Here is a 21,779-nt window from a genome sequence, read left to right on the forward strand (position 1 = left end):
GGAATTCCGGTTGATGGCCGTCTTCCGGAAAAGCGGCATCGGCCCTGCGGTCCGATCGGTTTGAGGGCGCAATATACGTCGCTGTCGCGACGTGCCCGGATGATGTGGAGACGTCAGTGGCGATTATGTTCGTCAGAGCGCAGGTGATCAGCAGAGGTGTGGGGCGCAGCATCGTCTCGGCCGCCGCCTATCGCCACCGCGCCCGGATGATGGACGAACAGGCCGGTACGTCCTTCAGCTATCGAGGCGGGAGGGCCGAACTGGTGCATGAGGAGCTGGCTCTGCCGACGCAGATACCGGAATGGCTGCGCACGGCAATCGATGGCCGCACCGTTGCAGCGGCGAGCGAGGCGCTGTGGAATGCGGTCGATGCTTTCGAGAAACGGGCGGACGCGCAGCTGGCGCGTGAGCTGATCATCGCCTTGCCGGAGGAACTGACGCGGGCAGAGAACATCGCGCTGGTGCGTGAGTTCGTCCGCGACAATCTCACCTCGAAGGGCATGGTCGCGGACTGGGTCTATCACGACAAGGACGGCAATCCGCATATCCATCTGATGACGGCGCTAAGACCGCTGACGCAGGAGGGGTTTGGACGCAAGAAGGTGGCAGTCACCGGTGAAGACGGCGCGCCGTTGCGCGTCGTCACGCCGGACCGCCCAAAGGGCAGGATCGTCTACAAGCTCTGGGCTGGCGACAAGGAAACCATGAAGGCCTGGAAGATCGCCTGGGCGGAAACGGCCAACCGGCACCTGGCGCTTGCAGGCCATGAGATCCGGATCGACGGCCGCTCCTATGCCGAACAGGGTCTCGATGGCATTGCCCAAAGACATCTCGGGCCCGAAAAGGCAGCTCTTTCCCGCCGGGGTGCCGAGTTGTATTTCGCGCCAGCCGATCTTGCCCGCCGGCAGGAGATGGCCGACCGGCTGCTTGCCGATCCTGCGCTATTGCTGAAGCAGCTCGGCAATGAACGTTCGACCTTCGATGAGCGCGATATCGCCAAGGCGCTGCACCGCACCGTCGACGATCCCGCCGACTTCGCCAATATCCGCGCGCGGCTGATGGCGTCTGACGATCTCATCATGCTGAAGCCGCAACAGGTCGATGCCGAAACGGGCAAGGCGAGCGAACCCGCCGTCTTCACCACGCGCGAGATCCTGCGCATCGAATATGACATGGCGCGGTCGGCGCAGGTCTTGTCGGAACGCCGCGGTTTCGCCGTTTCCGATCGGGCGGTTGCGGCTGCGATCAGGAATGTCGAGACCCGAGATCCGGAAAGGTCCTTTCGGCTCGATGCAGAACAGGTCAACGCGGTCAGTCATGTCACCGGTGACAGCGGCATCGCGGCCGTGGTTGGCCTTGCTGGTGCCGGCAAATCGACACTGCTTGCCGCGGCACGCGTCGCCTGGGAGAGCGGTGGCCGCAGGGTCATCGGTGCAGCCCTTGCGGGTAAGGCCGCTGAGGGGCTTGAAGACAGTTCCGGCATCAGGTCGCGGACACTCGCTTCCTGGGAACTCATCTGGGCCAATGGACACGAGACGCTTCACCGCGGCGATGTGATTGTCATCGACGAGGCCGGCATGGTGTCGTCGCAGCAAATGGCGCGTGTGTTGAAGCTCGTGGAACAAGCAGGGGCGAAAGTCGTGCTGGTCGGCGATGCGATGCAACTGCAGCCGATCCAGGCGGGTGCGGCCTTCCGGGCGATCACCGAGCGGATCGGTTTTGCTGAACTCGCCGGCGTGCGTCGCCAGCGCGAAGACTGGGCGCGCGAGGCGTCGCGGCTTTTTGCGCGCGGCGAGACCGAGAAAGGTCTCGACGCCTATGCGCAACAGGGTCATCTCATCGAGGCGGCGACGCGCGACGAAATCATCGATCGGATCGTCGCCGATTGGAGCGAAGCGCGCAAACTGGCAATCGAGACGTCGGTCCTCGAAGGCAATGACGGTCGTCTTCGCGGTGACGAGCTTCTTGTGCTCGCCCATACCAATCAAGACGTGAAGCGTCTGAACGAAGCACTGCGATCGGTAATGACAGGAGAGGGCGCGCTGGGTGAGGGTCGCTCATTCCGGACCGAACGTGGTGCGCGAGAATTTGCCGCCGGCGACCGCATCATCTTCCTGGAGAATGCCCGTTTCCTCGAGCCCCGTGCTCCCCGTCTCGGTCCGCAATATGTCAAGAACGGCATGCTCGGGACGGTCGTATCCACCGGCGACAAACGGGGTGATGCACTGCTGTCGGTCCGTCTCGACAATGGCCGCGATGTCGTCATCAGTGAGGACAGCTACCGCAATGTCGATCATGGCTACGCTGCGACCATCCACAAATCACAAGGTGCCACCGTCGAGCGAACCTTCGTACTCGCCACCGGCATGATGGACCAGCATCTGACCTATGTGTCGATGACCCGACATCGCGACCGCGCCGATCTCTATGCCGCGAAGGAAGACTTTGAAGCGAGGCCGGAATGGGGGAGGAAGCCGCGTGTCGATCATGCCGCCGGCGTGACCGGTGAGCTCGTGGAAACAGGACAAGCCAAGTTCCGGCCGAATGACGAGGATGCCGACGACAGTCCTTATGCCGACGTGAAGACGGATGACGGAGCCGTCCATCGTCTCTGGGGTGTGAGCCTGCCGAAGGCGCTCGAAGAAGGTGGTGTCTCCGAAGGCGACACGGTGACCCTGCGCAAGGATGGCGTGGAGCGGGTCAAGGTTCAGGTTCCGATCGTCGACGAACAAACCGGGCAGAAGCGGTTCGAGGAAAGAGAAGTCAATCGCAATGTCTGGGCCGCCAAGCGAATTGAAACCGTCGAAGAACGCCTGGAGCGCATCGAGCGGGAAAGCCATCGGCCGGATGTGTTCAAGCAGCTCGTCGAACGTCTGTCGCGCTCCGGCGCCAAGACGACCACGCTCGATTTCGAGAGCGAGGCCGGTTATCGCGCCCATGCCGACGACTTCGCCCGGCGTCGTGGGCTCGACACTCTTTCTCGAGCTGCCGCCGGCATGGAAGAGGAGGTCTCGCGGCGGTGGGCGTGGATTGCGGAAAAGAGGGAGCAGGTGGCTGAGCTCTGGGAGCGGGCCAGCATGGCGCTCGGTTTTGCGATCGAGCGGGAACGGCGTGTTTCCTACAATGAGGCGCGAATTGAAACGCAAACCGTCTCGGATGCAGATGCTGGCCGTGCGCGGCATCTGATCGCACCCACCACGGAATTCGCCAGAAGCGCGGAGGAAGATGCGCGACGTGCACAGCTTTCGTCGCCGGCCTGGACGGAGCGGGAAGCTATTTTGCGGCCACTGCTTGATAAGATCTATCGTGACCCGGATGCAGCGCTGTCAGCCCTCAACGCTCTGGCCTCGGATTTGAAGATTGAACCCCGCAGGCTTGCCGACGATCTTGTTGTTGCGCCGGATCGGCTCGGCCGCCTGCGTGGTTCCGATCTGATCGTCGATGGTCGTGCGGCCCGCGACGAACGAAATGCCGCGATCACCGCCTTGACGGAACTGCTGCCGCTCGCCCGTGCCCATGCGACGGAGTTCCGCCGGAATGCCGAACGCTTTGGTTTCCGTGAGCAACAGCGCCGCGCGCATATGTCCCTGCCGATCCCGGCTCTCTCCAGGCAAGCGATGAAGCGTCTCGTTGAGATCGAGGCGGTGCGAAGGCAAGGTGGTGACGACGCCTACAAGACGGCCTTTGCGTTTGCCGCCGAGGGCCGCGCCGTTGTGCAGGAGGTGAAGGCGGTGAGCGAGGCGCTCACCGCCCGCTTCGGCTGGAGCGCCTTTACCTCGAAGGCCGATGCGATTGCCGATCGCAATGTGATCGAGCGTATGCCGGAGGACCTCACGAGCACCAGACGCGAGAAGCTGGCCCGGCTGTTTGAGGCCGTGAAGCGCTTTGCCGACGAGCAGCATCTCGCCGAGCGGCGGAATCGCTCGAAGATCGTCGCGGCGGCGAGTGCCGATCAGGGGGTGGAGACAGACAAGGAGAATGCCGCCGTGCTGCCCATGCTTGCCGCTGTCACCGAGTTCAAGACCCCTGTCGACGAGGAGGCGCGCTCGCGGGTGCTGTCAGCTCCTCTCTATCGCCAGCAGCGCGCAGCGCTGGCTGAGGCGGCACGAGTGATCTGGCGCGATCCGGCCGGCGCCGTCGGCAAGATCGAAGATCTGCTCCAGAAAGGTTTCGCTGCCGATCGCATCGCCGCTGCGGTGACCAACGATCCGGCCACCTACGGCGCGCTGCGCGGTTCCGATCGTCTGATGGACCGGATGCTGGCCGCCGGCCGGGAGCGGAAAGAGGCGGTGCAGGCCGTGCCTGAAGTCGCCGCCCGCCTGAGCGCGCTCGGTTCGACCTACGTCAATCTGCTCGATGGCGAACGCCAGGCTATTACTGAAGAACGACGGCGCATGACAGTCGCCATTCCCGGTCTGTCGAAGGCGGCGGAAGAGGCGCTTATGCGGCTGACAGCAGAGGCGAAGAACAACGGTCGCAAGAAGAATGCATCGGCCGTTTCTCTCGATCCGACTATTCGCCAGGAGTTCGCCGCAGTCAGCAGGGCGCTCGACGAGCGCTTCGGTCGTAGTGCCATCCTCCGAGACGAGGAGGATATAATCAACCGCATCCCGCCGCCGCAGCGCCGTGCGTTCGAGGCGATGCAGGAAAGGTTGAAGGTCCTGCAGAAGGCGGTGCGCATGAAAAGCAGCGAACAGATTATCTCGGAACGGCGCCAGCGGGCTGTCAGCCGGGGGGGCGGCATCGATCTTTGAAGTGGAGGTTTCCGCTCGAGGCAGGCGCTACTCTCTTTGATTTTGGAAATCCACAATCTCTTCCGTCCCCAGATGTTTGAAAACGCCTATCCAAAAGGTGAAATCACCTGAGCGGCCGTCGTAGCGCGCGCAAAGTGCGCACCAGGCGGCCGCTGTTTTCGCATGTTGTCCGTAGAGCGATCGGGCAGCAGTACTTATGTCGCCAACATCTGCATCACTCCAAAAATCCGGTGTCGCCGCAGCGCTGCCGGTTGAGAACCTTTTGAACATTTCGCGCATTAAAAGCCCCGTAACCGTCCGGAAACAGGCCATCAAATTATGCCGGACGTTGATCCCACCGAGTGGGCCACGATCACGTGCCGTCCCTGGCAATATGCGCTTTGGCGCAAGATTCTTCGCGCTCTCAACATTATGTTGTAACAAAAAAGAAAGGCAAGCTATAAAAATACTCGTAGTGATAGCGGTTTTGCGATTCTGTTGGCGCATATTTTACGAGCCAGGGTATGAGGTTCCATCAACATGAGGCAGTTTTCTGAAAGTTTTGTGGTAGCAAAAGCAGTCGCTGTAAGGTCAGCAACTGGTGAGGCGGGGCGATGAGCGAACTTCTGGCGATCGTATCCCAAGACGCTGACTATTATTTGATGCTGTCATACATCTTGAAGGGAGCCGGATACAGGACGATGCTCGTCGATATTCCGAGCGAGGCGGTAGCTACTGCCGTGGACCGTGACGCTGCAGCTATCATCGTCGACTGCCAGCCGGGTTCACAAATTCTGGCTGATATCGCGTCGGGTCTGAAGGAAAGGGGACTTGCCAGCAACGTCACGCTCATAGCGCTCGTTGCCGAAAAGGCCGCCTATCTCGACATCCTGAAAGCCAACGTAGATGAGAGCTTTACAAGGCCAATGCCGCCGGAACGGCTGCTGTCTTACCTCCAAGGTACAATAGGCAATTCCTCTGGCGAAGCGACTAGCCGCCTTGCTCCAATATTTGATGATGTGAAGCTCGACGTCAGCAGCCGGCGTGTTCTGGTGCGAGGCACGCCGGTCAATCTGAGCCCGATCGAGTTCCGTCTATTGAGTGCTCTTGTGGGTGACGCGGGGCGCGTTCTCAGCCGTGCCGAACTAATAGCTGTTGCATGGCCACCAACGGTATTCGTCGAGCCGCGAACAGTCGATGTTCATATCGGCCGCCTCCGGCGTGCATTGAAGCGGGTCCTTGGCCGCGATGTGATCCGCACCGTACCGAAGGAAGGATACGCTTTCGAGATCTCCTAAAGCATGTGAACTTCGCCACGTTCACATCTTCACTGAAACGTCCCGAAAATTTGCCGTTGCCGTCGTTGCATAAACTACCATCTCGCGCATAGCGTGAAGTCTCGGTAGGGCTTTTGGGAGGACAGCATGCAAGAAGTAGCTTCGGGCGCCGGATCGGCGAAAACATCCCACAGAAACACCGCGGGCCTGATTAGCCACGCAAGTCCCCACTTTGCAGCCGCCCATCTTGACGGCCTGATGGCACTCTATGTCTATCCGTCCGATGGACGAGCGGTGGAACTGCCAGTTTCGGGGGGCAGATCGGAGCGCGTCATCGACTTCGTCCGCTGCTCGTATCTCGGACTCGACAATCATCCCTCAATCATCGAAGGCGCAATCGAGACCGTTCGGCGCTACGGGACTCTGCATTGGTCGTGCGCCCGCACGCGGCTCAATTTTGCAGCCCTCGGAGACCTCGAAGATGCTCTTTCTGATCTCTTTGGCGCGAGGGTGATCACCTACACGACTGTGCTTGCCGCCAACTTGAGCGCGCTTCCGCTGATTGCGTCCGGAGTCCTGACCCGCGGCACAAAACCGGTCATGGTATTCGACCGGCTTGCACATGCGACGCTTGCCTTCAACAAGCCCATCGTTGCCGAAGAATGCGAGGTCCGCACGATCGGCCACAACGATCTTCAGACGCTCGAAGATATTTGCCGCCATAATGATACGGTCGCCTATGTTTGCGACGGTGTGTATTCCATGGGCGGCGGTGCCCCAATCAAGGAGTTGCGCGAGCTTCAGGAGCGATACGGCCTCTTCCTTTACATCGATGATGCTCACGGCATATCGATCTTCGGCGAAAGAGGTGAGGGGTTTGCCCGTTCACAAATGCCCGAGGGTCTCGGCGAGCGGACGATCATCGCAGCCTCGCTCGGTAAGGGTTTCGGAGCCTCAGGCGGCATGCTGATGCTCGCAACGGTGTTCCAGGAGGAAATCTTCCGGCGCTTTGCTCTCGCGCATGCCTTCTCGGCCTCCATCAATGTTGCGGCGATCGGTGCAGCTCTCGCCTCGCACTCAATCCATCGCACACCGGAACTGGGCGTGCGGCAAAGGGCACTCGCAGAACATATCTCTCTTTTCGACGAACTGGTGCCGACCGCACAGGCAGGGTCCCGACTCCCGATCAGGACCGTCGTCGTCGGTGACGAGCTTGCGGCAATCGGCGCTGCCAGACTGGTACTTGATTCCGGTTACTATACGTCGGCCATTTTCTTCCCGACAGTCGCCAAGGGAAGGGCAGGGCTGCGGATATGCCCGACTGCCGGCCACACGGCGTCCGAAGTGCGCGAAGTCGCCGCTGCCATCAACCTTGCTCTCAAGGGATAAGATCCGTCTCCACACCTCCGGGCGGCAACGCCGCCCGGAGGTGGATCGTCATCGGATCCAGGCATTCCAACGCTCGAGCATCATCGCGGCATTGTCGTTGATCCATTTGGCGTCCGGGATGACGATGTAATCCCGGATGTCCTCGTCGCTCGGCAGGGCCGCCCGTGCAGCCGGCGACATCAAATCGATCGCCTTGCGGCTTGGCGGCGTGCAAAGGAGTTCGTCGCACACGCCGGCCTGCACCTCCGGATGATCAAGCCAGTAGCCGATCAACTTCAACGCATTTCCGCGGTTCGGCGCATCCTTGATGATCGTCAAGCGATCGCCGACGAGGAACGAGGCCTGCTTGGACCAGGCGATCTGGCGTCCTTCCGCCTTCAGTGTATTTGCACGCGTCAGCCAGATCTGCCCGATGCTATAGTCGCCGTTGCGAAAGCCCTGAACGCTCTGATCACCGGTCTTCCACCAGAGGGATATCGCCGGGCGAATCTCGTCGAGCTTTTTGAGGGCGCGATCGACGTCGAGTGGAAAGAGCTTCTCGCGCGCAACGCCGTCGGCGAGGAGCGCGGCAGCCATGACCCGCCATGGATCGTCGAAATTTGGAAACGAGCGGCCACCGGGAAATTTTGTCTGGTTCCACATATCGGCCCAGCTCAAGGGATTCCCATCCTTGAAGCCGGTCGGGTCGTAGGCCATCAGCGTTGCGGTCGAAAAAAGCCTGGCCCCGGCGCTGACGCAGGCATCCTCGACCAAATCTGGCCGGCCGCCTTGGAAAGACTTGCAAAACTCGGTCAGGTCTTCAGATGTCAGCCGATGCGCTTCAGCGCTCGCCTGGATCTCGCCGTCCGGGTAAAGGTCCCAGGTCACGTTGCCGGTCTTTACCATGGCCGCAGCTTTCGCCCGCATCTCGGCATTCGTTGCCGCGACCGAAACAACCTTGATGCCGGTCTTTTCGGTGAACGGCTCGAACCAGAATTTTCGAAGCGCGGCATCGTAGGCGCCGCCTGTGGTCGCAATTATGACCTGCTCCTCGGCTTGCGCCGCCCCCGCACCAGCAAGCATGAGGCAAGCCGCAAGCAGTGGCTTGATCTTCGTTCGCCTTTTCATCGGTTGTTCCTCTCTCCGATTGATATGATCACGTTAATCCTCCCCGCGGCCGGTAAGGAGATGAATGGTCCCCATGAGCAGCAGCGATACCGCGACGAGCAGCGTCGAAACCGCCGCTATGACCGGGGTGAGATTGAAATCGATGTCCTCGAACATCTTGCGGCTGATCGTTTTTCCGCCGGTATCGGAAATGAAGAAGGCGACTGTTGCCTCATCGAACGACGCCAGAAACGCAAAGACCGAAGCTGCAGCCACCGCCGGCGCGATGTTAGGGAGCACAATGCTGAAAAAGGCGCGGCTCCGGCTTGCCCCGCAATTCAGTGCGGCAAGTTCGAGTGACGTGTCGAAGCGCTCGAGTGCCGCCGATACGGTGATGATGACGTAGGGAACCGCAAGCACGGTGTGCGCGATCAGGAAACCAGCGAAATTGCCGGTCAGGCTGAGAGGGGAAAAAACCAGATAAAGGGCAACGCCAAAGACAACATGGGGAACGATCATTGGCCCCAGCGATAATGCCTGCAGAAGGGTCTTTCCCGGGAGATTGCCGCGAACGAGCCCGATCGCGGCCAATGTTCCGATAACCGTTGAAGCGACCGTTGTCGCCAGTGCAATCTGCAGACTGAAGATCGTTGCTGCGCGCCAGTCCGGATCGGATAGAAAGTCGATATACCAGCGAAACGTCAGGCCCTTCGGCGGGAGCTCGATATAGCTGCTGCCGTTCAGCGAAATCGGGATGACGAGTAACGTCGGCAGGACCAGGAAGAACAGGATTGCCCCGATCAGGAGAACTCCAAGGAGCCGCAATGCCGCTTTGCCGTAAGGCCGATGGGTGTTGTTGACGGGAGAGGGGGCGAATGAGGCGGTGACTGCGGGCTCAATTGACACTGTTCATTCCTTTGCTAACGGAAAGCGCCTCGCGGAACACAAGGACAAAGATCAGCGTCGTGGTCAGAAGGACGGTTGCGAGCGCTGCGGCAAATGGCCAGTCGAGCAGAACGGTGGTTTGCTGGCCGATCAGTGTTGCCATCATCAATGCTCCAGGCCCGCCGACGAGTGCCGGCGTGATATAAAAACCGATCGCCAGGATGAAGCACATGACGCATCCGGCAAAGATTCCAGGCAAGCTGAGTGGCAAGGTCACGCGCAGGAACGCGTCAATCTGGCCGGCGCCGAGATTGCGGGCGGCTTGGGCGTATTCGGCAGGAATAGTGCGAAGAACGTTATAGATCGGCAGGATCATGAAGGGCATGAGAACATGCGTCATCGCAAGGATCACCGCGCCTTCGGTGTAGATAAGCTTCAACGGACTGCCAATGAGGCCGCTCTCGATCAGCAGACCGTTAACGATGCCGTTTCGCTGCAGCAGCACGATCCAGGCATAGGATCGCACCAGCACTGAGGTCCATAGTGGCAAGAACACCGCGGCCGATACGATCATCGCAATCTTGCCTTTGGAACGCGCCATGAGAAAGGCAATCGGATATCCAAGCAGCAGGCTCGCCACTGTTACGATTGCACCCGTCTGCAACGTGCGAAGTAGGACTTCCATGTAGAGAGGCTCGGCGACGATCCGCTCGTAATGCTCCAGCGTGAAACCCGGCGCCATTAGGCTCAAAGAGACGAGCCGCCCGATTGGATAGATGAAGCCGACAGCCAGTAAGAGCATCAACGGCGCAATAAGTAGGAACGTCAGTGCGTGCGAATACTGGCGCGCCGAGTGTGAGAAAAGCCAGCTTGCTGGAGGGGTTGGCGCAAGGGGTAAATTGTTGACGGTCATTGTCATTTCATGCCTCCGCGACCGAAAAAAGCCGTAGGCCGTCGCGTTCGGCGATGACATCCACGAGTGCCCCCATTGCAAAGGGCACCCGCTTTCCATCAGCAGGAATCTGCACCTGAATGATCTCTCCGTTTCCAAAATCGGAGCGAACGAGATGAAGGTCGAAGGAGCCCGCAAAGACCGACGTTTCGATCCGGCCGGGGAGGGCGTTCTTTCCCCCAGCGCCACGCGCTGCAAGGCCAAGGCGCTCAGGCCGTAGCGCGAGTCGAACGCGATCGCCTATCCTTGCCGAACCCTCGAAGCCATGGGGAGCACCGGGCGTATCAATGACCACGTTGTCACCCAGTCTGATCGTATGGCGGCCAGCGGCCTCGCCCAGGAATTCTCCAGTCAGGAAGTTCATCTTGCCGATGAAATCGGCAACAAAGGCACTCTGCGGATTACAGTAAAGGTCCGCCGGGGTTCCGAGCTGCGCGAGTTGCCCCTTTGCCATAACTGCGATCCGGTCGGACATCGTCAACGCCTCCTCCTGATCGTGCGTCACGTAGATGACCGTCGCACCGAGGCGCCGCTGCAGCTGCTTAATCTCGATCTGCATGGACTCGCGCAGCTTCTTGTCCAGCGCCCCGAGTGGCTCGTCCATCAAGAGAACAGGCGGTTCAAACACGATTGCTCGCGCGACAGCCACCCGCTGCTGCTGGCCGCCGGAGAGTTCATGGGGATAGCGCTTGGCATATTGCGGGAGTTGGACGAGGTCGAGCGCCCGACCAACACGTTCTGTCCTGAGGTCCTTTCGGACGCCACGCATCTTAAGGGGAAAAGCAATGTTTTCGGCAACGGTCAGATGCGGGAACAAAGCATAACGCTGGAAGACCATCCCGATATTGCGGCGATCGGGCGATACGGCGGTGACATCGCGCCCGTCGATGATGATGCGTCCGGCAGACGGGCTTTCAAAACCGGCGATCATTGTGAGAAGCGTCGTCTTGCCCGATCCGGACGGGCCGAGGATCGACAGGAATTCGCCTGCCGGAACATCCAGGGTCACTGCGCCAACCGCAGTCTGGCTGCCGTAGACCTTGCCTATGCGATCGATGAAAACAGGCGCACCAATCAAAGTGATATCTCCTCATTTGCGTGTTTTGCCACGCATTGAAACCTCCCGGCTCCGCTCGTGCGGCGCCAGGTGCTGTGAGTGTCATGCCGGCAAGACCGGCAGTTTGTGCGGGCATGGCCGTCCGGGGCCAAGGCGTTGCTAATATTCACGATACCGTTATGATGTCACATTACGTCATCGGTTTTCGTGTAATTCATTTTTGTTGCAACAAAAATGTGAAGATGTCAACGTGTGGGGGTCAAATTTGAACGGAAATACAACTGGAGAGGAATCGTCGGCGTCGGATTTGCAGTCCGGACGCCTCAGCGACTTCGCCTATTCATCCATCAAAGAGCAGCTCACGCGCGGTGTTTACAAGCCCGGTCACAAGCTGCCGATCCGCACGGTTGCCGAAATGTTGAACGTCGGGGCCACGCCGGCACGCGAGGCAATCAACCGGCTGGTCTTCGAGGGCGCTCTCGTCATGGTGGGTCCTAAAACCGTTATCGTCCCCCATCTGGATCTTGCGGCACTCTACGAAGTCACGCAGATGCGGCTTGCGCTTGAGGGGTTGGCGACCGAAAAAGGCGCGCCCTGTGCGACCAATGCGGTAATCGACAAACTCTTGGCCCTGCAAGAGAAAATCACACTGTCACTCAATGAAAAGCGCTACGCCGACGCTCTTCACGACAACAAGGAATTTCACTTTACGATCTACCGGCTTTGCGAGATGCCGCACCTCCTTTCGACCATCGAAGCGCTGTGGTTAAGGGTCGGCGCTTCGTTCCACGACCTCTATCCAGAGTTTGCGGAAGCAAAATACGGTGTCCACAACCACCTGGCCGCGATTGAGGGGCTGGTGGATAAAGATCCCTCTGCGGTCCGAGCTGCAATGGAAAACGATATTCGAGACGGCTATCGGCGCCTGAAGAAAGCAGCGCAGGAGCGTCTCAAGCGGCAATAACATCGCGGCCGGATTTTTTTGTTGCAACTTCTTCTGGTTCATGATGTTTGTTATAACAAAATTATGAAGGGTTGCGCCGCGACCCGCGTTGGCCGGAGAAGATCGAATGTTTCACCCTGATTTATTGCGCGGCGGCCGGGGAATTTCCCGGTCGCGGTCCGAACATTTCTTCATAAAGGGTCGCCGCGTATTTCCGACCGGGATCACGCGGGTCACGGTGGATCACGAGCCCAGCCCGCTTTACATTTCGCGCGGAGAGGGGGCCTACCTCATCGACGTCGACGGCAATCGCCTCCTCGACCTGAATAATAATTTCACGACGCTGATACACGGACACGGCTTTCTTCCAGTAGCCGATGCGGTTGCAGATTTGCTTCATCGTGGAACCTGTTTCTCCAACCCGACTGAGCATGAGATTACCCTGGCCGAGCTTTTGATCGAGCGCATTCCAGCGATCGAACATATTCGCTTCGTCAACAGCGGGACCGAGGCTGTGATGTTTGCGATCAAGGCCGCCCGCGCCTTCACGAGTCGGCCGGGTATCGCACGCATCGAAGGCGCCTATCACGGCGCTTACGATTGGGCGGAAACAGGGCAGGCGGTGTCGCCGGCTATATGGAACGACCCTCTGCGGTCGTCAGCCGTCCCCGCCTATCGCGGTATGCCGGCTTCGGTTGGCGAGGAGGTGACCGTTATCCGCTTCAATGACGTTGCCGATCTGGAGCGTCGGATCGCTTCGGCTGCTCCCGCACTGGCCTGTATCCTGATTGATCCGATGCCGAGCCGCGCCGGGTTGATCGCTCCTGAGCCGAGCTTCGTTGCCGCGGTCGGCGCGATCGCAAAGCAGTACGGGATTCTCATTGTGGCCGATGAAGTTCTTAATCTGCGGCAGTCATATTTGGGTGCTTCAGCGCGCTATGATCTCCAGCCCGATCTAATTGCCGCTGGCAAGATAATCGGCGGAGGTTTTCCTGTCGGGGCGATCGGTGGGCGCAAGGAGGTGATGCGGGTCTTCGCAAGCGACAGCGGTAAACCGCTGCTGCCGCAAGGCGGTACATTTTCCGCAAATCCCGTATCGATGGTCGCAGGCCGGGTCGCTATGGAGGCGATGACGGAAGCCGCTTTCGGCTCACTCGAGAGCCTTGGCGATCGCATCCGGGCCGGCCTTCGAAATGAAATCGAGCGTCACGGCGCAGCCTTTAGCGTAACGGGAGCTGCATCCCTGTTTCGAATCCATCCGAAAGGGAAGCAGCCAGGGGACTTCCGCGAGGCATACCTCGCGCCGGAAGAGGCCGAGTTGATGGATCGCCTCTCCAGGCATTTCCTCAATTGCGGCATCCTGCTTCCCAACGGTGCTGCGGCCTGCCTTTCGACAGCAATGACGACAGCAGATGGTGACGCGATCACATCAACCTTCGCAGACTTCCTTTCAACCCTCGAAAAAAACCCTACCGAAGCAGGCATTTGACCATGGCAACTGAAAATTTAACCGTCGCCGAGCGTATCGCTCTTTCCCTCAAGAGGCATGACGTCTCCCATATCTTCGCTCAGAGCCTGCCCTCAGCGGTTATCCTTGCGGCCGAAGCAATTGGCATCCGTCAAATCGCCTACCGACAGGAAAACATGGGAGGGACCATGGCCGATGGCTATGCGCGGCTATCCGGCAAGGTCGGTGTGGTAGCAGCGCAGAACGGACCTGCCGCAACGCTTCTCGTTCCGCCGCTGGCCGAAGCGCTGAAGGCTAGCGTTCCGCTCGTTGCTCTCGTCCAGGATGTCGAACGAGATCAGGCTGATCGCAATGCATTCCAGGAACTCGATCATCTCATCCTATTCCAATCCTGCACGAAATGGGTGCGCAAGGTGCTGGTTGCTGAGCGGATCGACGACTATGTCGATGCTGCCTTCACGGCAGCCGCCTCGGGCCGGCCGGGACCGGTAGCTCTCCTGCTCCCCGCCGACCTCCTGCGGGAGCAGATAGCCCCTTCGCTCTTTCGTCGGGAGGCTGTGCTTGGCCACTGGCCACTCGATCGGTTGCGTCCGCGCGATAGCGACATCGAGCGCGCAGCCTCGATGATCGCGGCAGCCCAGGCACCCATCGTGCTCGCTGGAGGAGGCGTCCATGCAAGCCATGCCGCGGGCGAGCTTTCAGGGCTACAGGACGAAGCCTCGCTTCCCGTGCTAACGACCAATATGGGAAAAGGCGCGGTCGACGAATACCACCCGCTGTCAGCCGGCGTTCTCGGCGCTCTCGTCGGTCCGCGATCGCTCGGACGGCACACGCTTGCCCTTGTCGAAGAGGCTGATCTCGTCATTCTGGTCGGAACACGAACCAATCAGAATGGCACTGACAGTTGGCGCCAAGTCCCCCGGTCCGCATCAGTCATCCACATCGATGTCGATCCCACCGAAATCGGGCGCAACTACGAAGCGGTCAGACTGGCAGGCGATGCGGCCGAAACCATCAGCGCGCTTCGAAGCGTGCTTGCCCGACGCGATCTCTCGTACCGCTCGTCGCAGCGCAGTAAGCTGACGGCTCGGATTGCTGGTTTCTGGCGCGCATTTGACACGGAGCGGCAATCTGTCGCCCGTTCGGACAAGAGTCCGATCCGTCCCGAACGGGTCATGTGCGACCTTCAGCAAGTGCTGACGGCAGATACGACCGTTGTTTCAGATGCCAGCTATTCGTCAATGTGGATAGCCGGCCAGTTGCGGGCCCTTTCCCCCGGTATGCGCTTCCTGTCTCCGCGGGGCCTTGCTGGCCTCGGATGGGGCTTGCCACTTGCGCTCGGAGCAAAAGCGGCAAAACCGGACAAACCAGTCGTTGCCATCGTAGGGGACGGCGGTTTCGCGCACAGCTGGGCGGAGCTGGAAACCATGGTGCGGAGCAAGCTTCCCGTACTGATCATCGTGTTGAACAACGGGATCCTTGGATTCCAACGTGATGCCGAAACTGTTAAGTTCGGCAGCTTCACGACGGCCTGCAGCTTTGCGGATGTCGATCATCGGAAGATTGCGGAAGCTTGCGGTTGCCCTGCAGTCCGCATCTCAAATCCCGCCGATCTTCCTCGATACCTTGAGCGCGGTCTCTCCGGAGAAAGTCCCCTGCTGATTGAGGTCATGACAGAGGCGGGCGCCCATCCACCGCTGTCGCTGTTTGCTGAAATGGATCACGCGGCATGAGCGCTGACCGCGGCTCACATGTAGCGGTTATCAGCGGTGGCACCACTGGGATCGGTCTTGCCACCGCATTTCGTCTGCTCAGGGCCGGTCATCGGGTTGCCGTCTTCAGCCATGGCGAGGCTAGCGTCATGGCCGCAGGCGCCGCGCTTGCTGAGGCTTTCGGACCAGAGCGCTCGCTTGCGAGAAGGGTTGATCTCCGCGAACCGCCGGCAATCAGTTCCTTTTTTGGCGAAGTCGCCCGTGACCTGGGCGCACCTGGGATTCTCGTCTGCAACGCCGGGATCTCGCCGAAAGGTCCAGACGGTCCTCTTAGCGTCTCTGACCTTACTCTTGAGGAGTGGAATGACGTGCTGGCCGTCAACGTGACCGGGACGATGTTGTGTTGCCGCGCTGTTCTGCCTGGCATGAAGAAAAGCGGTTTTGGACGAATCATATTGATTGGATCTCTTGCCGGTCGGACAAGACCACGGATCGCCGGCGCGAGCTATGCGGCGTCCAAAGCCGCACTGTCGGGATTGTCTCGCGTGCTGGTCTCTGAATATGGTCCTTATGGCATAACATCGAATGTTGTCGCGCCAGGCCGCATCCTGACGCCACTGACCGGCTCTCCCGAAAGCAAGATCAACGTCGACGCACTCGCTCGTATTCCGGCCGGTCGGCTCGGTATACCGGAGGATGTCGCCGCCGTGATCGCTTTCCTAGTGTCGGAGGATGCCGGGTTCGTCAATGGAGCCATTATAGATGTCAACGGTGGCGAGTTCGCGCCGAGCTGAGCTCGGTTCACAGGCGAGGAAAAGGCAATCGACATGGCTCCCGTCATTCTGGTTTGCTCGCAGAACGCCGAGCTCTATCTGCTCCTCGCGCACATACTGCATGGCGAGGGTTTCAAGGCTCGTCTCGCCGCAAGTGACGCCGATGTGGCGGACGCTTGCACGTCAGCAGAGGTTTCCGCGGTCGTCTTAGATTGTGCGGGGTGGCCGAGTGATGTTGCGCCCCTTTGTGCTCTCTTGAAAGATTCACGGCTTCCAGTGGCGGCACTTATCGGCGACGACACACGTGCCCAGCACCTGCAATTGATCAAGGCCGGCCTCGACGAAGGCATCGCACGTCCTTTGTCGCCTTCAAAACTCCTCGCCTTTCTCCACGGCACAGGCCCGCAGCCTGAGGCTTCGACTCTGCGCAACTTTGCTGGTGCCGCCGAGATTGTCTTCGGCCCGCACGCCGTCGTGGTTTCAGGCAAGAGAATAGCGCTTGCGCCTATGGAGATGAAAATCCTTAGATTCCTATTCGAAAAGCAGGGGCAGATCAGTACCCGCAAGCAACTTATCGAAGGCGTTTGGCTCCATCCACACGCTGTAGAAACCCGGACAGTTGATGTACATATCGGTCGGTTGCGAAAAGCGTTTGCAGGACTCCGGAATCTGAGAATTCGTACGATATATGGGGCGGGTTACGCTCTCGACACCACGATGACCTCCGGATGCCTTAGCCTCTGACAGGCTACCGCGGGACAGGCGACTGGATCTACACGCGGGGCGGATCAGCGATAATAGGCAGCTGTCGGTATCGGCAGGAATTGTTGGGCTTCCCGGCGAGCCGCATCGACTTTGCTATGAGGAATCATAAGGTTTTGTGACGAAGGGCAGCGATAACGCGATCGGCCATGAAAGCGCAACGGGCGCCATCGAACGGGAACAGGGCCGAGAATGCGCCGGAGAGCTGCTTTTCGATCGACTGGCGCATCATCTTGCGCGCCCGGTGCAGCCGGGTCTTGGCAGTTTCAGGTCTTATACCGAGGTAAGATGCGGCCTCGTCCGTACTCATGCCCTCGACATCCCGCAGCACGAAGACGACGCGAAAATCATCCGGCAGCTCGTCGACGGCATTTTCGAGAAGATGCCGCGCCTGGCTCCTGGAAAGCTCGGTTTCCGGATCGGTTGCGGACAGGGAGGACGGAAACGGTAACACTTCGCCACCCGGCGCCATCGTCTGCATGTCGATTTCCCCGAGCCCGGTGGTGTTCGTTCGAGCCCGCACGCGGCCCAGCGCCTCGTTGAGCGTAATGCGGGTCAGCCATGTCGAAAGTTGCGCCTCGCCCCGGAACGTCGCCAGATTGGTGAAGGCCTTGACATAGGCGGCCTGGACGACATCTTCCGCCTCCGCATCGTTGCGGATGATGGCGCGCGCCGTCCGGAACAGGCGCTGATTGTGACGTTGAACGATGGTGCGGATGGCGGGTTCGTCGCCCATTTTCGCCAGGGGAACGAGATCGGCGTCGGACATTATCGATATCTGTGGCCGGTGTCGCGCGGCCGGAACCGGAATGGCTGTCATGGAAATTCTCCGCCAGTTCGCCCGTCTTTCGATTGGCGCCCGGCCTATGGCCGGACGTCCAGCTTGCCCGTCATAGCGGGATGAAAACGACAATAAAAATCAATCGTCCCCGCTTGGGCGACCGTCATGCGGCCTTTCGATTTCGGCGGCAGGTCGATATCGAAGCTCTTGTCGCGAGCGGTTGCCGTGTGCCTGAATATATCATCGTTTCTCCAGACGATCACATCACCGACATGCAGCTCGGCAGGCGGCGAGCCGAATTTCATGCCGGTGATGGTGATCTGATAGTCCGCCGCCAAGGCAACCCCGTTGCCCGCCCAAAGCAGTGCAGACAGCAGCGGGAGCAATTTCATGAGCGAGCCCATTCCTCAAGCCTATTTGATCGTGGAAGCCAGATGCTCGGCATGCATCTGGTGCTCCTTGAACAGGGTCAGGCCAGTTTCCAGCAGTGATTTGAGCTCTTTATTCTGCGCCGCAGGGATCAAGGTGTTGGCAAGCGCGTCGTTGACCGACTTGTGGTAGGCGACCTCGTTTTCGACATAGGCCTTGTCGAATGCCGCGCCGTCGAGCGCTTCCAGCGTCGTTAGTTCCTTAGCTGCCTGTGTCGATAAGGACTGGCTGACGGGGTTGTCTTCGGGTGTCACTTTCAGCTTCGTGACGAGAGCGAGCGCCTGATCGTTGACAGCCTTGTGGTCGCGCTCCATAGTTTTGGCGAATGCAATGACTTCGGTATTCTTGCTCTTCTTCAACGCCTGCTCTGCGGCGCTGACATCGATCTGTCCCGCCGTATAGGCGATGTGGGCGATCTGAGGATCAGTCGGCTTGGCATCGGCGGCGATCGAAGCCGTGCCGAGCGATGCCGCCATCAGGGTGGCGCCGAGAATTCGTTTCAACATGATCTGTCTCCCTTGTGTCGTGACTGAACGCCTTCCGGGCGGCAACGATGTGTGCCTTAGGAAGCGAGCATTGGATGCAGGTTAGTCGAAAAGGTTCCCGAAAATTTCGGACACGGAAAGACCGCGTGTCATCAGCGTCGGTCACCGACGCGTCAGTCTTTGCCGAGGAAGCGCTGAAGCACGATGGCATGATTGTGCTTCAGGTCTTTCGCAGCGTAGAGAAGCGTCGCGTCCTCTAGGCGGATCTGGCGTTTCAGCTCCTCGACGGCGGAGGGATTCTTCTCCAACTCGTCCCGATACCGGCGCTGAAACTCGGTCCATTTGGCGGGATCGTGGCCAAACCATCGGCGCAGCGCCGGGCTTGGCGCGATATCCTTCAACCAGATGTCGACTGCTGCATCCTGCTTGCTCAACCCGCGCGGCCATAGCCGGTCGACCAGGATGCGCACGCCGTCCTTGTCGTCTTTCGGCTCGTAGATTCGTTTGATGTGCAAGGCCATTTGTCCACCCCATATGTGCAAAGCCAATTCGGTCGAAAAGGTGTGACAAGGGTTTGGTTCCAGACTGGAGCCCGAGATACAGGTGCTAGAACCTCTTCAAACGGGCACCGAGCTATTTCGCCGCCCACGCCATATCGAAGCTGAAGCATGTCCCTAAGGGCGGTCCGAAATCTCTTTCGCCGGTCTGAGCATAGGCCGTGCCACGACCGCAACGGCGTCGTGGCACGGTGACGGCTGTCAAACCGTTTCAGAAAGGATAATGCTGGGCGGAATCCTCTACCGTGATCCAGCGCAGGTCGGTGAATTCGGCGATTGCCGCCTTGCCGCCGAAGCGGCCATAGCCGCTGCCCTTGACGCCGCCGAAGGGCATTTGCGCCTCATCGTGCACGGTCGGGCCATTGATGTGGCAGATGCCGGATTCGATCCGTGCCGCAACCGCCATTGCCCGCTGGACATTCCGGCTGAAGACGGCGGAGGACAGGCCGTATTCGCTGTCGTTGGCGATGCGGATTGCCTCTTCTTCACCGGAGACGCGAATGATTGGCTTGACCGGGCCGAAGGATTCTTCCGCATAGACGCGCATCTCGGGCGTGACGTGATCGAGCAGCGTCGCCTCGACCACGGTGCCCGAGCGCTTGCCGCCGGAAACGAGTTTTGCACCCTTGGCGGTCGCATCGGCAATCAGCTCATCCATTTTCTTCGCTGCGTCGAGGCTGATCAGCGAGCCGAGAACGACGTGGCCGCGCGGGTCGCCGGCCGGCAGCTGGCTGGCGCGGGCGGCCAGTTTGGCGACGAACTGGTCGGCGATCGTCTCGTCGACGATGATGCGTTCCGTCGACATGCAGATCTGGCCCTGGTTCATGAAGGCGCCGAAAATGGCGGCATTGACGGCACCGTCGATATCGGCGTCGTCGAGAATGACAAGCGGTGCCTTGCCGCCGAGTTCGAGAAGGGCGGGTTTGAGATGCCTGCCGCAGGTCTCGGCGATGATCTTGCCGACCCTGGTCGATCCGGTGAAGTTCACGCGCTTGACGGCCGGATGGGCGATCAGCGCCGCGACGATCTCAGGCGCATCCTCCGGCGCGTTGGTGATGACATTGACGACACCTGCCGGCAGGCCGGCTTCGGTCAGCGCGGTGGCGATCAGCCGGTGCGTGCCGGGGCATTGTTCGGATGCCTTGAGGACGACGGTATTGCCGCAGGCAATCGGCATGGCGATGGCGCGGGTGGCGAGGATGACCGGCGCGTTCCAGGGGGCAATTGCCAGGCAGACGCCCGCAGCCTGGCGAACGCCCATGGCGAGCGTGCCGGGTTTGTCGGAAGGGATGATTTCGCCTGATATCTGCGTCGTCATGGCGCCGGCCTCGCGCAGAATATTGGCGGCGAACATGACATTGAAGCCGGCCCACGGTGCGGTGGCGCCCGTTTCCTCGATCATCAACCGGGTAAACTCGCCCACGTTGGAATCCATGATGTCGGCGGCCTTCATCAGGATGGCGCGGCGCTGGCCGGGACCGGTCTTCGACCAGGCACTGAAGGCGGCGGCGGCGGCATTAACGGCAGCGGCAGCATCGTCCAGGCTTGCCGCGGCGGCGCGGCTTGCGAGCTTCTCGGTGAAGGGATCGATGCGATCATAGGTGCGGCCGCCGGAGGCCGCGCGGTCTGCGCCGTTGATGAGGAGGGAAATATTCATCGGAGGTCTCCTTGGGACAAGAACTAGAAGCCGAGGACTTCGGCGTTGATGGAAGCTTCGAGGCCGCCGTCGGCGGCAAGATTGGCGCCATTGATCCAGCGTGCGCCATCCGAGCAGAGGAAGAGCACGGCAGGTGCGATATCGGCGGAGGTGCCGGCGCGGCCGACGCGGGTGATGTCGCTGTCGACCCTGGCGTCGCCGAGCACGGCGCGGAACTGCTTGAGGATTGGCGTTTCCACCGGCCCGGGGCTCACCGCATTCACCCGGATGCCGCGGTTTTTGAACAGCGGCTCATGGGCTGCCCGCATGGTCCAGAGCAGCAGCAGCTCCTTGGAGAGCGGGTAGCCTTCCTCATCCTTGAGGCCGTGCTCAGCGACAACCGCGGCCACTTCGGGAAAGCCTTCGATTGATGTCAGCGACTTTGCCCGCTCGAGGTTGGCGCGCCAGCCGCAGCCGGCGATCGAGGCGACGTTGACGATGGCGCCGCCTTCGCGCAGGCGGGGCGCCACGGCTTCCGACAGGGCGCGAAGCCCGTAGAAATTCACGGCGAGCGTTGAGACGACGCCGGTGTTGCCGGAGAGGCCGGCGACATTGGCGAGCGCGTCGAGGCGCACCGGAAGCTGCGCAACGATCTCGGCAACGCCTGATGCAGTCGACAGATCGCCCTTGATGAAGGCGGCACTTCCGCTGGCAGGCTCGCGCACATCGACGCCGATGACCTCAGCGCCCATCTGGCCGGCCAGTTCCGCCGTGCGGGCGCCGATGCCGGAAGCCACGCCGGTCACCAGGATTGTTTTACCAAAAAGCATGAACGTCACCTTTCACAACAGAAT

19 protein-coding genes are annotated in these 21,779 nt (G+C 60.2%); 8 read left to right on the top strand and 11 right to left on the bottom strand.

Features of this window, described 5'->3' with window-relative positions:
* Window positions 1-116 precede the first annotated feature (116 nt).
* Window positions 117-4,754, top strand: a complete 4,638-nt coding sequence (gene traA / locus V8P77_RS25410; protein WP_335914717.1) for a Ti-type conjugative transfer relaxase TraA — start codon at window positions 117-119, stop codon at window positions 4,752-4,754.
* 27 nt (window positions 4,755-4,781) lie between these two features.
* Here the strand turns inward: traA and V8P77_RS25415 are convergent, their stop codons facing one another.
* Complete coding sequence (locus V8P77_RS25415; protein ID WP_335914718.1) at window positions 4,782-5,240, bottom strand: Y4oE-related protein; 459 nt, start codon at window positions 5,238-5,240, stop codon at window positions 4,782-4,784.
* Window positions 5,241-5,347: 107 nt separating this feature from the next.
* Between V8P77_RS25415 and V8P77_RS25420 the strand changes: the two genes are divergently transcribed.
* Both V8P77_RS25420 and V8P77_RS25425 read left to right on the top strand, forming a co-directional pair.
* Window positions 5,348-6,031, top strand: coding sequence for a winged helix-turn-helix transcriptional regulator (locus V8P77_RS25420; protein ID WP_221959791.1), 684 nt, complete (start codon window positions 5,348-5,350; stop codon window positions 6,029-6,031).
* A 126-nt stretch (window positions 6,032-6,157) separates the two neighbouring features.
* The gene (locus tag V8P77_RS25425) at window positions 6,158-7,399 is read left to right on the top strand and encodes an 8-amino-7-oxononanoate synthase family protein (protein WP_335914719.1); all 1,242 of its coding nucleotides are present in this window, start codon (window positions 6,158-6,160) and stop codon (window positions 7,397-7,399) included.
* A 48-nt stretch (window positions 7,400-7,447) separates the two neighbouring features.
* Here V8P77_RS25425 and V8P77_RS25430 read toward each other — a convergent pair whose 3' ends face one another.
* From V8P77_RS25430 to V8P77_RS25445, 4 genes are all read right to left on the bottom strand, one after another.
* Window positions 7,448-8,506: an extracellular solute-binding protein gene (locus V8P77_RS25430; protein ID WP_335914720.1), complete on the bottom strand. Its 1,059-nt coding sequence runs from the start codon at window positions 8,504-8,506 to the stop codon at window positions 7,448-7,450.
* A gap of 33 nt (window positions 8,507-8,539) precedes the next feature.
* Complete coding sequence (locus V8P77_RS25435; protein WP_335914903.1) at window positions 8,540-9,310, bottom strand: ABC transporter permease; 771 nt, start codon at window positions 9,308-9,310, stop codon at window positions 8,540-8,542.
* A gap of 70 nt (window positions 9,311-9,380) precedes the next feature.
* Window positions 9,381-10,289, bottom strand: coding sequence for an ABC transporter permease (locus V8P77_RS25440; RefSeq protein WP_335914905.1), 909 nt, complete (start codon window positions 10,287-10,289; stop codon window positions 9,381-9,383).
* A gap of 1 nt (window position 10,290) precedes the next feature.
* Window positions 10,291-11,400, bottom strand: coding sequence for an ABC transporter ATP-binding protein (locus V8P77_RS25445; protein ID WP_335914721.1), 1,110 nt, complete (start codon window positions 11,398-11,400; stop codon window positions 10,291-10,293).
* A gap of 244 nt (window positions 11,401-11,644) precedes the next feature.
* Between V8P77_RS25445 and V8P77_RS25450 the strand changes: the two genes are divergently transcribed.
* From V8P77_RS25450 to V8P77_RS25470, 5 genes are all read left to right on the top strand, one after another.
* Window positions 11,645-12,343 carry a GntR family transcriptional regulator gene (locus tag V8P77_RS25450; protein WP_335914722.1) on the top strand — a complete coding sequence of 233 codons (699 nt, stop codon included), beginning with the start codon at window positions 11,645-11,647 and terminating at the stop codon, window positions 12,341-12,343.
* 106 nt (window positions 12,344-12,449) lie between these two features.
* Complete coding sequence (locus V8P77_RS25455; RefSeq protein ID WP_335914723.1) at window positions 12,450-13,811, top strand: aspartate aminotransferase family protein; 1,362 nt, start codon at window positions 12,450-12,452, stop codon at window positions 13,809-13,811.
* Between the two features lie 2 nt (window positions 13,812-13,813).
* Window positions 13,814-15,523: an acetolactate synthase catalytic subunit gene (locus V8P77_RS25460; RefSeq protein WP_335914724.1), complete on the top strand. Its 1,710-nt coding sequence runs from the start codon at window positions 13,814-13,816 to the stop codon at window positions 15,521-15,523.
* Window positions 15,520-16,296 carry a 3-oxoacyl-ACP reductase FabG gene (gene fabG, locus V8P77_RS25465; RefSeq protein ID WP_335914725.1) on the top strand — a complete coding sequence of 259 codons (777 nt, stop codon included), beginning with the start codon at window positions 15,520-15,522 and terminating at the stop codon, window positions 16,294-16,296. The genes V8P77_RS25460 and fabG overlap by 4 nt, the downstream gene beginning before the upstream one ends.
* A 33-nt stretch (window positions 16,297-16,329) precedes the next feature.
* Window positions 16,330-17,019, top strand: coding sequence for a winged helix-turn-helix transcriptional regulator (locus V8P77_RS25470; RefSeq protein ID WP_335914726.1), 690 nt, complete (start codon window positions 16,330-16,332; stop codon window positions 17,017-17,019).
* 124 nt (window positions 17,020-17,143) lie between these two features.
* Here the strand turns inward: V8P77_RS25470 and V8P77_RS25475 are convergent, their stop codons facing one another.
* The 6 genes from V8P77_RS25475 to V8P77_RS25500 all read right to left on the bottom strand — a co-directional run bounded on the left by V8P77_RS25475 (window position 17,144) and on the right by V8P77_RS25500 (window position 21,755).
* Window positions 17,144-17,857, bottom strand: coding sequence for an RNA polymerase sigma factor (locus V8P77_RS25475; RefSeq protein ID WP_335914727.1), 714 nt, complete (start codon window positions 17,855-17,857; stop codon window positions 17,144-17,146).
* Window positions 17,858-17,901: 44 nt separating this feature from the next.
* The gene (locus V8P77_RS25480) at window positions 17,902-18,222 is read right to left on the bottom strand and encodes a cupredoxin domain-containing protein (protein ID WP_335914728.1); all 321 of its coding nucleotides are present in this window, start codon (window positions 18,220-18,222) and stop codon (window positions 17,902-17,904) included.
* A 9-nt stretch (window positions 18,223-18,231) separates the two neighbouring features.
* Window positions 18,232-18,753, bottom strand: a complete 522-nt coding sequence (locus V8P77_RS25485; protein WP_335914729.1) for a DUF4142 domain-containing protein — start codon at window positions 18,751-18,753, stop codon at window positions 18,232-18,234.
* Between the two features lie 152 nt (window positions 18,754-18,905).
* Entirely contained in the window at window positions 18,906-19,253 is a 348-nt protein-coding gene (locus tag V8P77_RS25490) for a DUF488 domain-containing protein (protein ID WP_335914730.1), read from the bottom strand.
* Between the two features lie 247 nt (window positions 19,254-19,500).
* Window positions 19,501-20,946, bottom strand: a complete 1,446-nt coding sequence (locus tag V8P77_RS25495; RefSeq protein ID WP_335914731.1) for an aldehyde dehydrogenase — start codon at window positions 20,944-20,946, stop codon at window positions 19,501-19,503.
* 23 nt (window positions 20,947-20,969) lie between these two features.
* The gene (locus tag V8P77_RS25500) at window positions 20,970-21,755 is read right to left on the bottom strand and encodes a coniferyl-alcohol dehydrogenase (RefSeq protein WP_335914732.1); all 786 of its coding nucleotides are present in this window, start codon (window positions 21,753-21,755) and stop codon (window positions 20,970-20,972) included.
* Window positions 21,756-21,779: the final 24 nt, after the last annotated feature.

It is taken from the genome of Rhizobium aouanii, from assembly GCF_037002925.1.
Lineage (GTDB): Bacteria > Pseudomonadota > Alphaproteobacteria > Rhizobiales > Rhizobiaceae > Rhizobium > Rhizobium aouanii.

Bases quoted from the DNA above. Each gene is read 5' to 3' on its own strand.
- V8P77_RS25430 (WP_335914720.1), bottom strand. From the start codon at position 8,506: ATGAAAAGGCGAACGAAGATCAAGCCACTGCTTGCGGCTTGCCTCATG.
- V8P77_RS25425 (WP_335914719.1), top strand. From the start codon at position 6,158: ATGCAAGAAGTAGCTTCGGGCGCCGGATCGGCGAAAACATCCCACAGA.
- V8P77_RS25455 (WP_335914723.1), top strand. From the start codon at position 12,450: ATGTTTCACCCTGATTTATTGCGCGGCGGCCGGGGAATTTCCCGGTCG.
- V8P77_RS25420 (WP_221959791.1), top strand. From the start codon at position 5,348: ATGAGCGAACTTCTGGCGATCGTATCCCAAGACGCTGACTATTATTTG.
- V8P77_RS25415 (WP_335914718.1), bottom strand. From the start codon at position 5,240: ATGCGCCAACAGAATCGCAAAACCGCTATCACTACGAGTATTTTTATA.
- V8P77_RS25500 (WP_335914732.1), bottom strand. From the start codon at position 21,755: ATGCTTTTTGGTAAAACAATCCTGGTGACCGGCGTGGCTTCCGGCATC.
- V8P77_RS25490 (WP_335914730.1), bottom strand. From the start codon at position 19,253: ATGGCCTTGCACATCAAACGAATCTACGAGCCGAAAGACGACAAGGAC.
- V8P77_RS25460 (WP_335914724.1), top strand. From the start codon at position 13,814: ATGGCAACTGAAAATTTAACCGTCGCCGAGCGTATCGCTCTTTCCCTC.
- V8P77_RS25485 (WP_335914729.1), bottom strand. From the start codon at position 18,753: ATGTTGAAACGAATTCTCGGCGCCACCCTGATGGCGGCATCGCTCGGC.
- V8P77_RS25440 (WP_335914905.1), bottom strand. From the start codon at position 10,289: ATGACAATGACCGTCAACAATTTACCCCTTGCGCCAACCCCTCCAGCA.
- V8P77_RS25495 (WP_335914731.1), bottom strand. From the start codon at position 20,946: ATGAATATTTCCCTCCTCATCAACGGCGCAGACCGCGCGGCCTCCGGC.
- V8P77_RS25480 (WP_335914728.1), bottom strand. From the start codon at position 18,222: ATGGGCTCGCTCATGAAATTGCTCCCGCTGCTGTCTGCACTGCTTTGG.
- V8P77_RS25475 (WP_335914727.1), bottom strand. From the start codon at position 17,857: ATGACAGCCATTCCGGTTCCGGCCGCGCGACACCGGCCACAGATATCG.
- V8P77_RS25470 (WP_335914726.1), top strand. From the start codon at position 16,330: ATGGCTCCCGTCATTCTGGTTTGCTCGCAGAACGCCGAGCTCTATCTG.
- fabG (WP_335914725.1), top strand. From the start codon at position 15,520: ATGAGCGCTGACCGCGGCTCACATGTAGCGGTTATCAGCGGTGGCACC.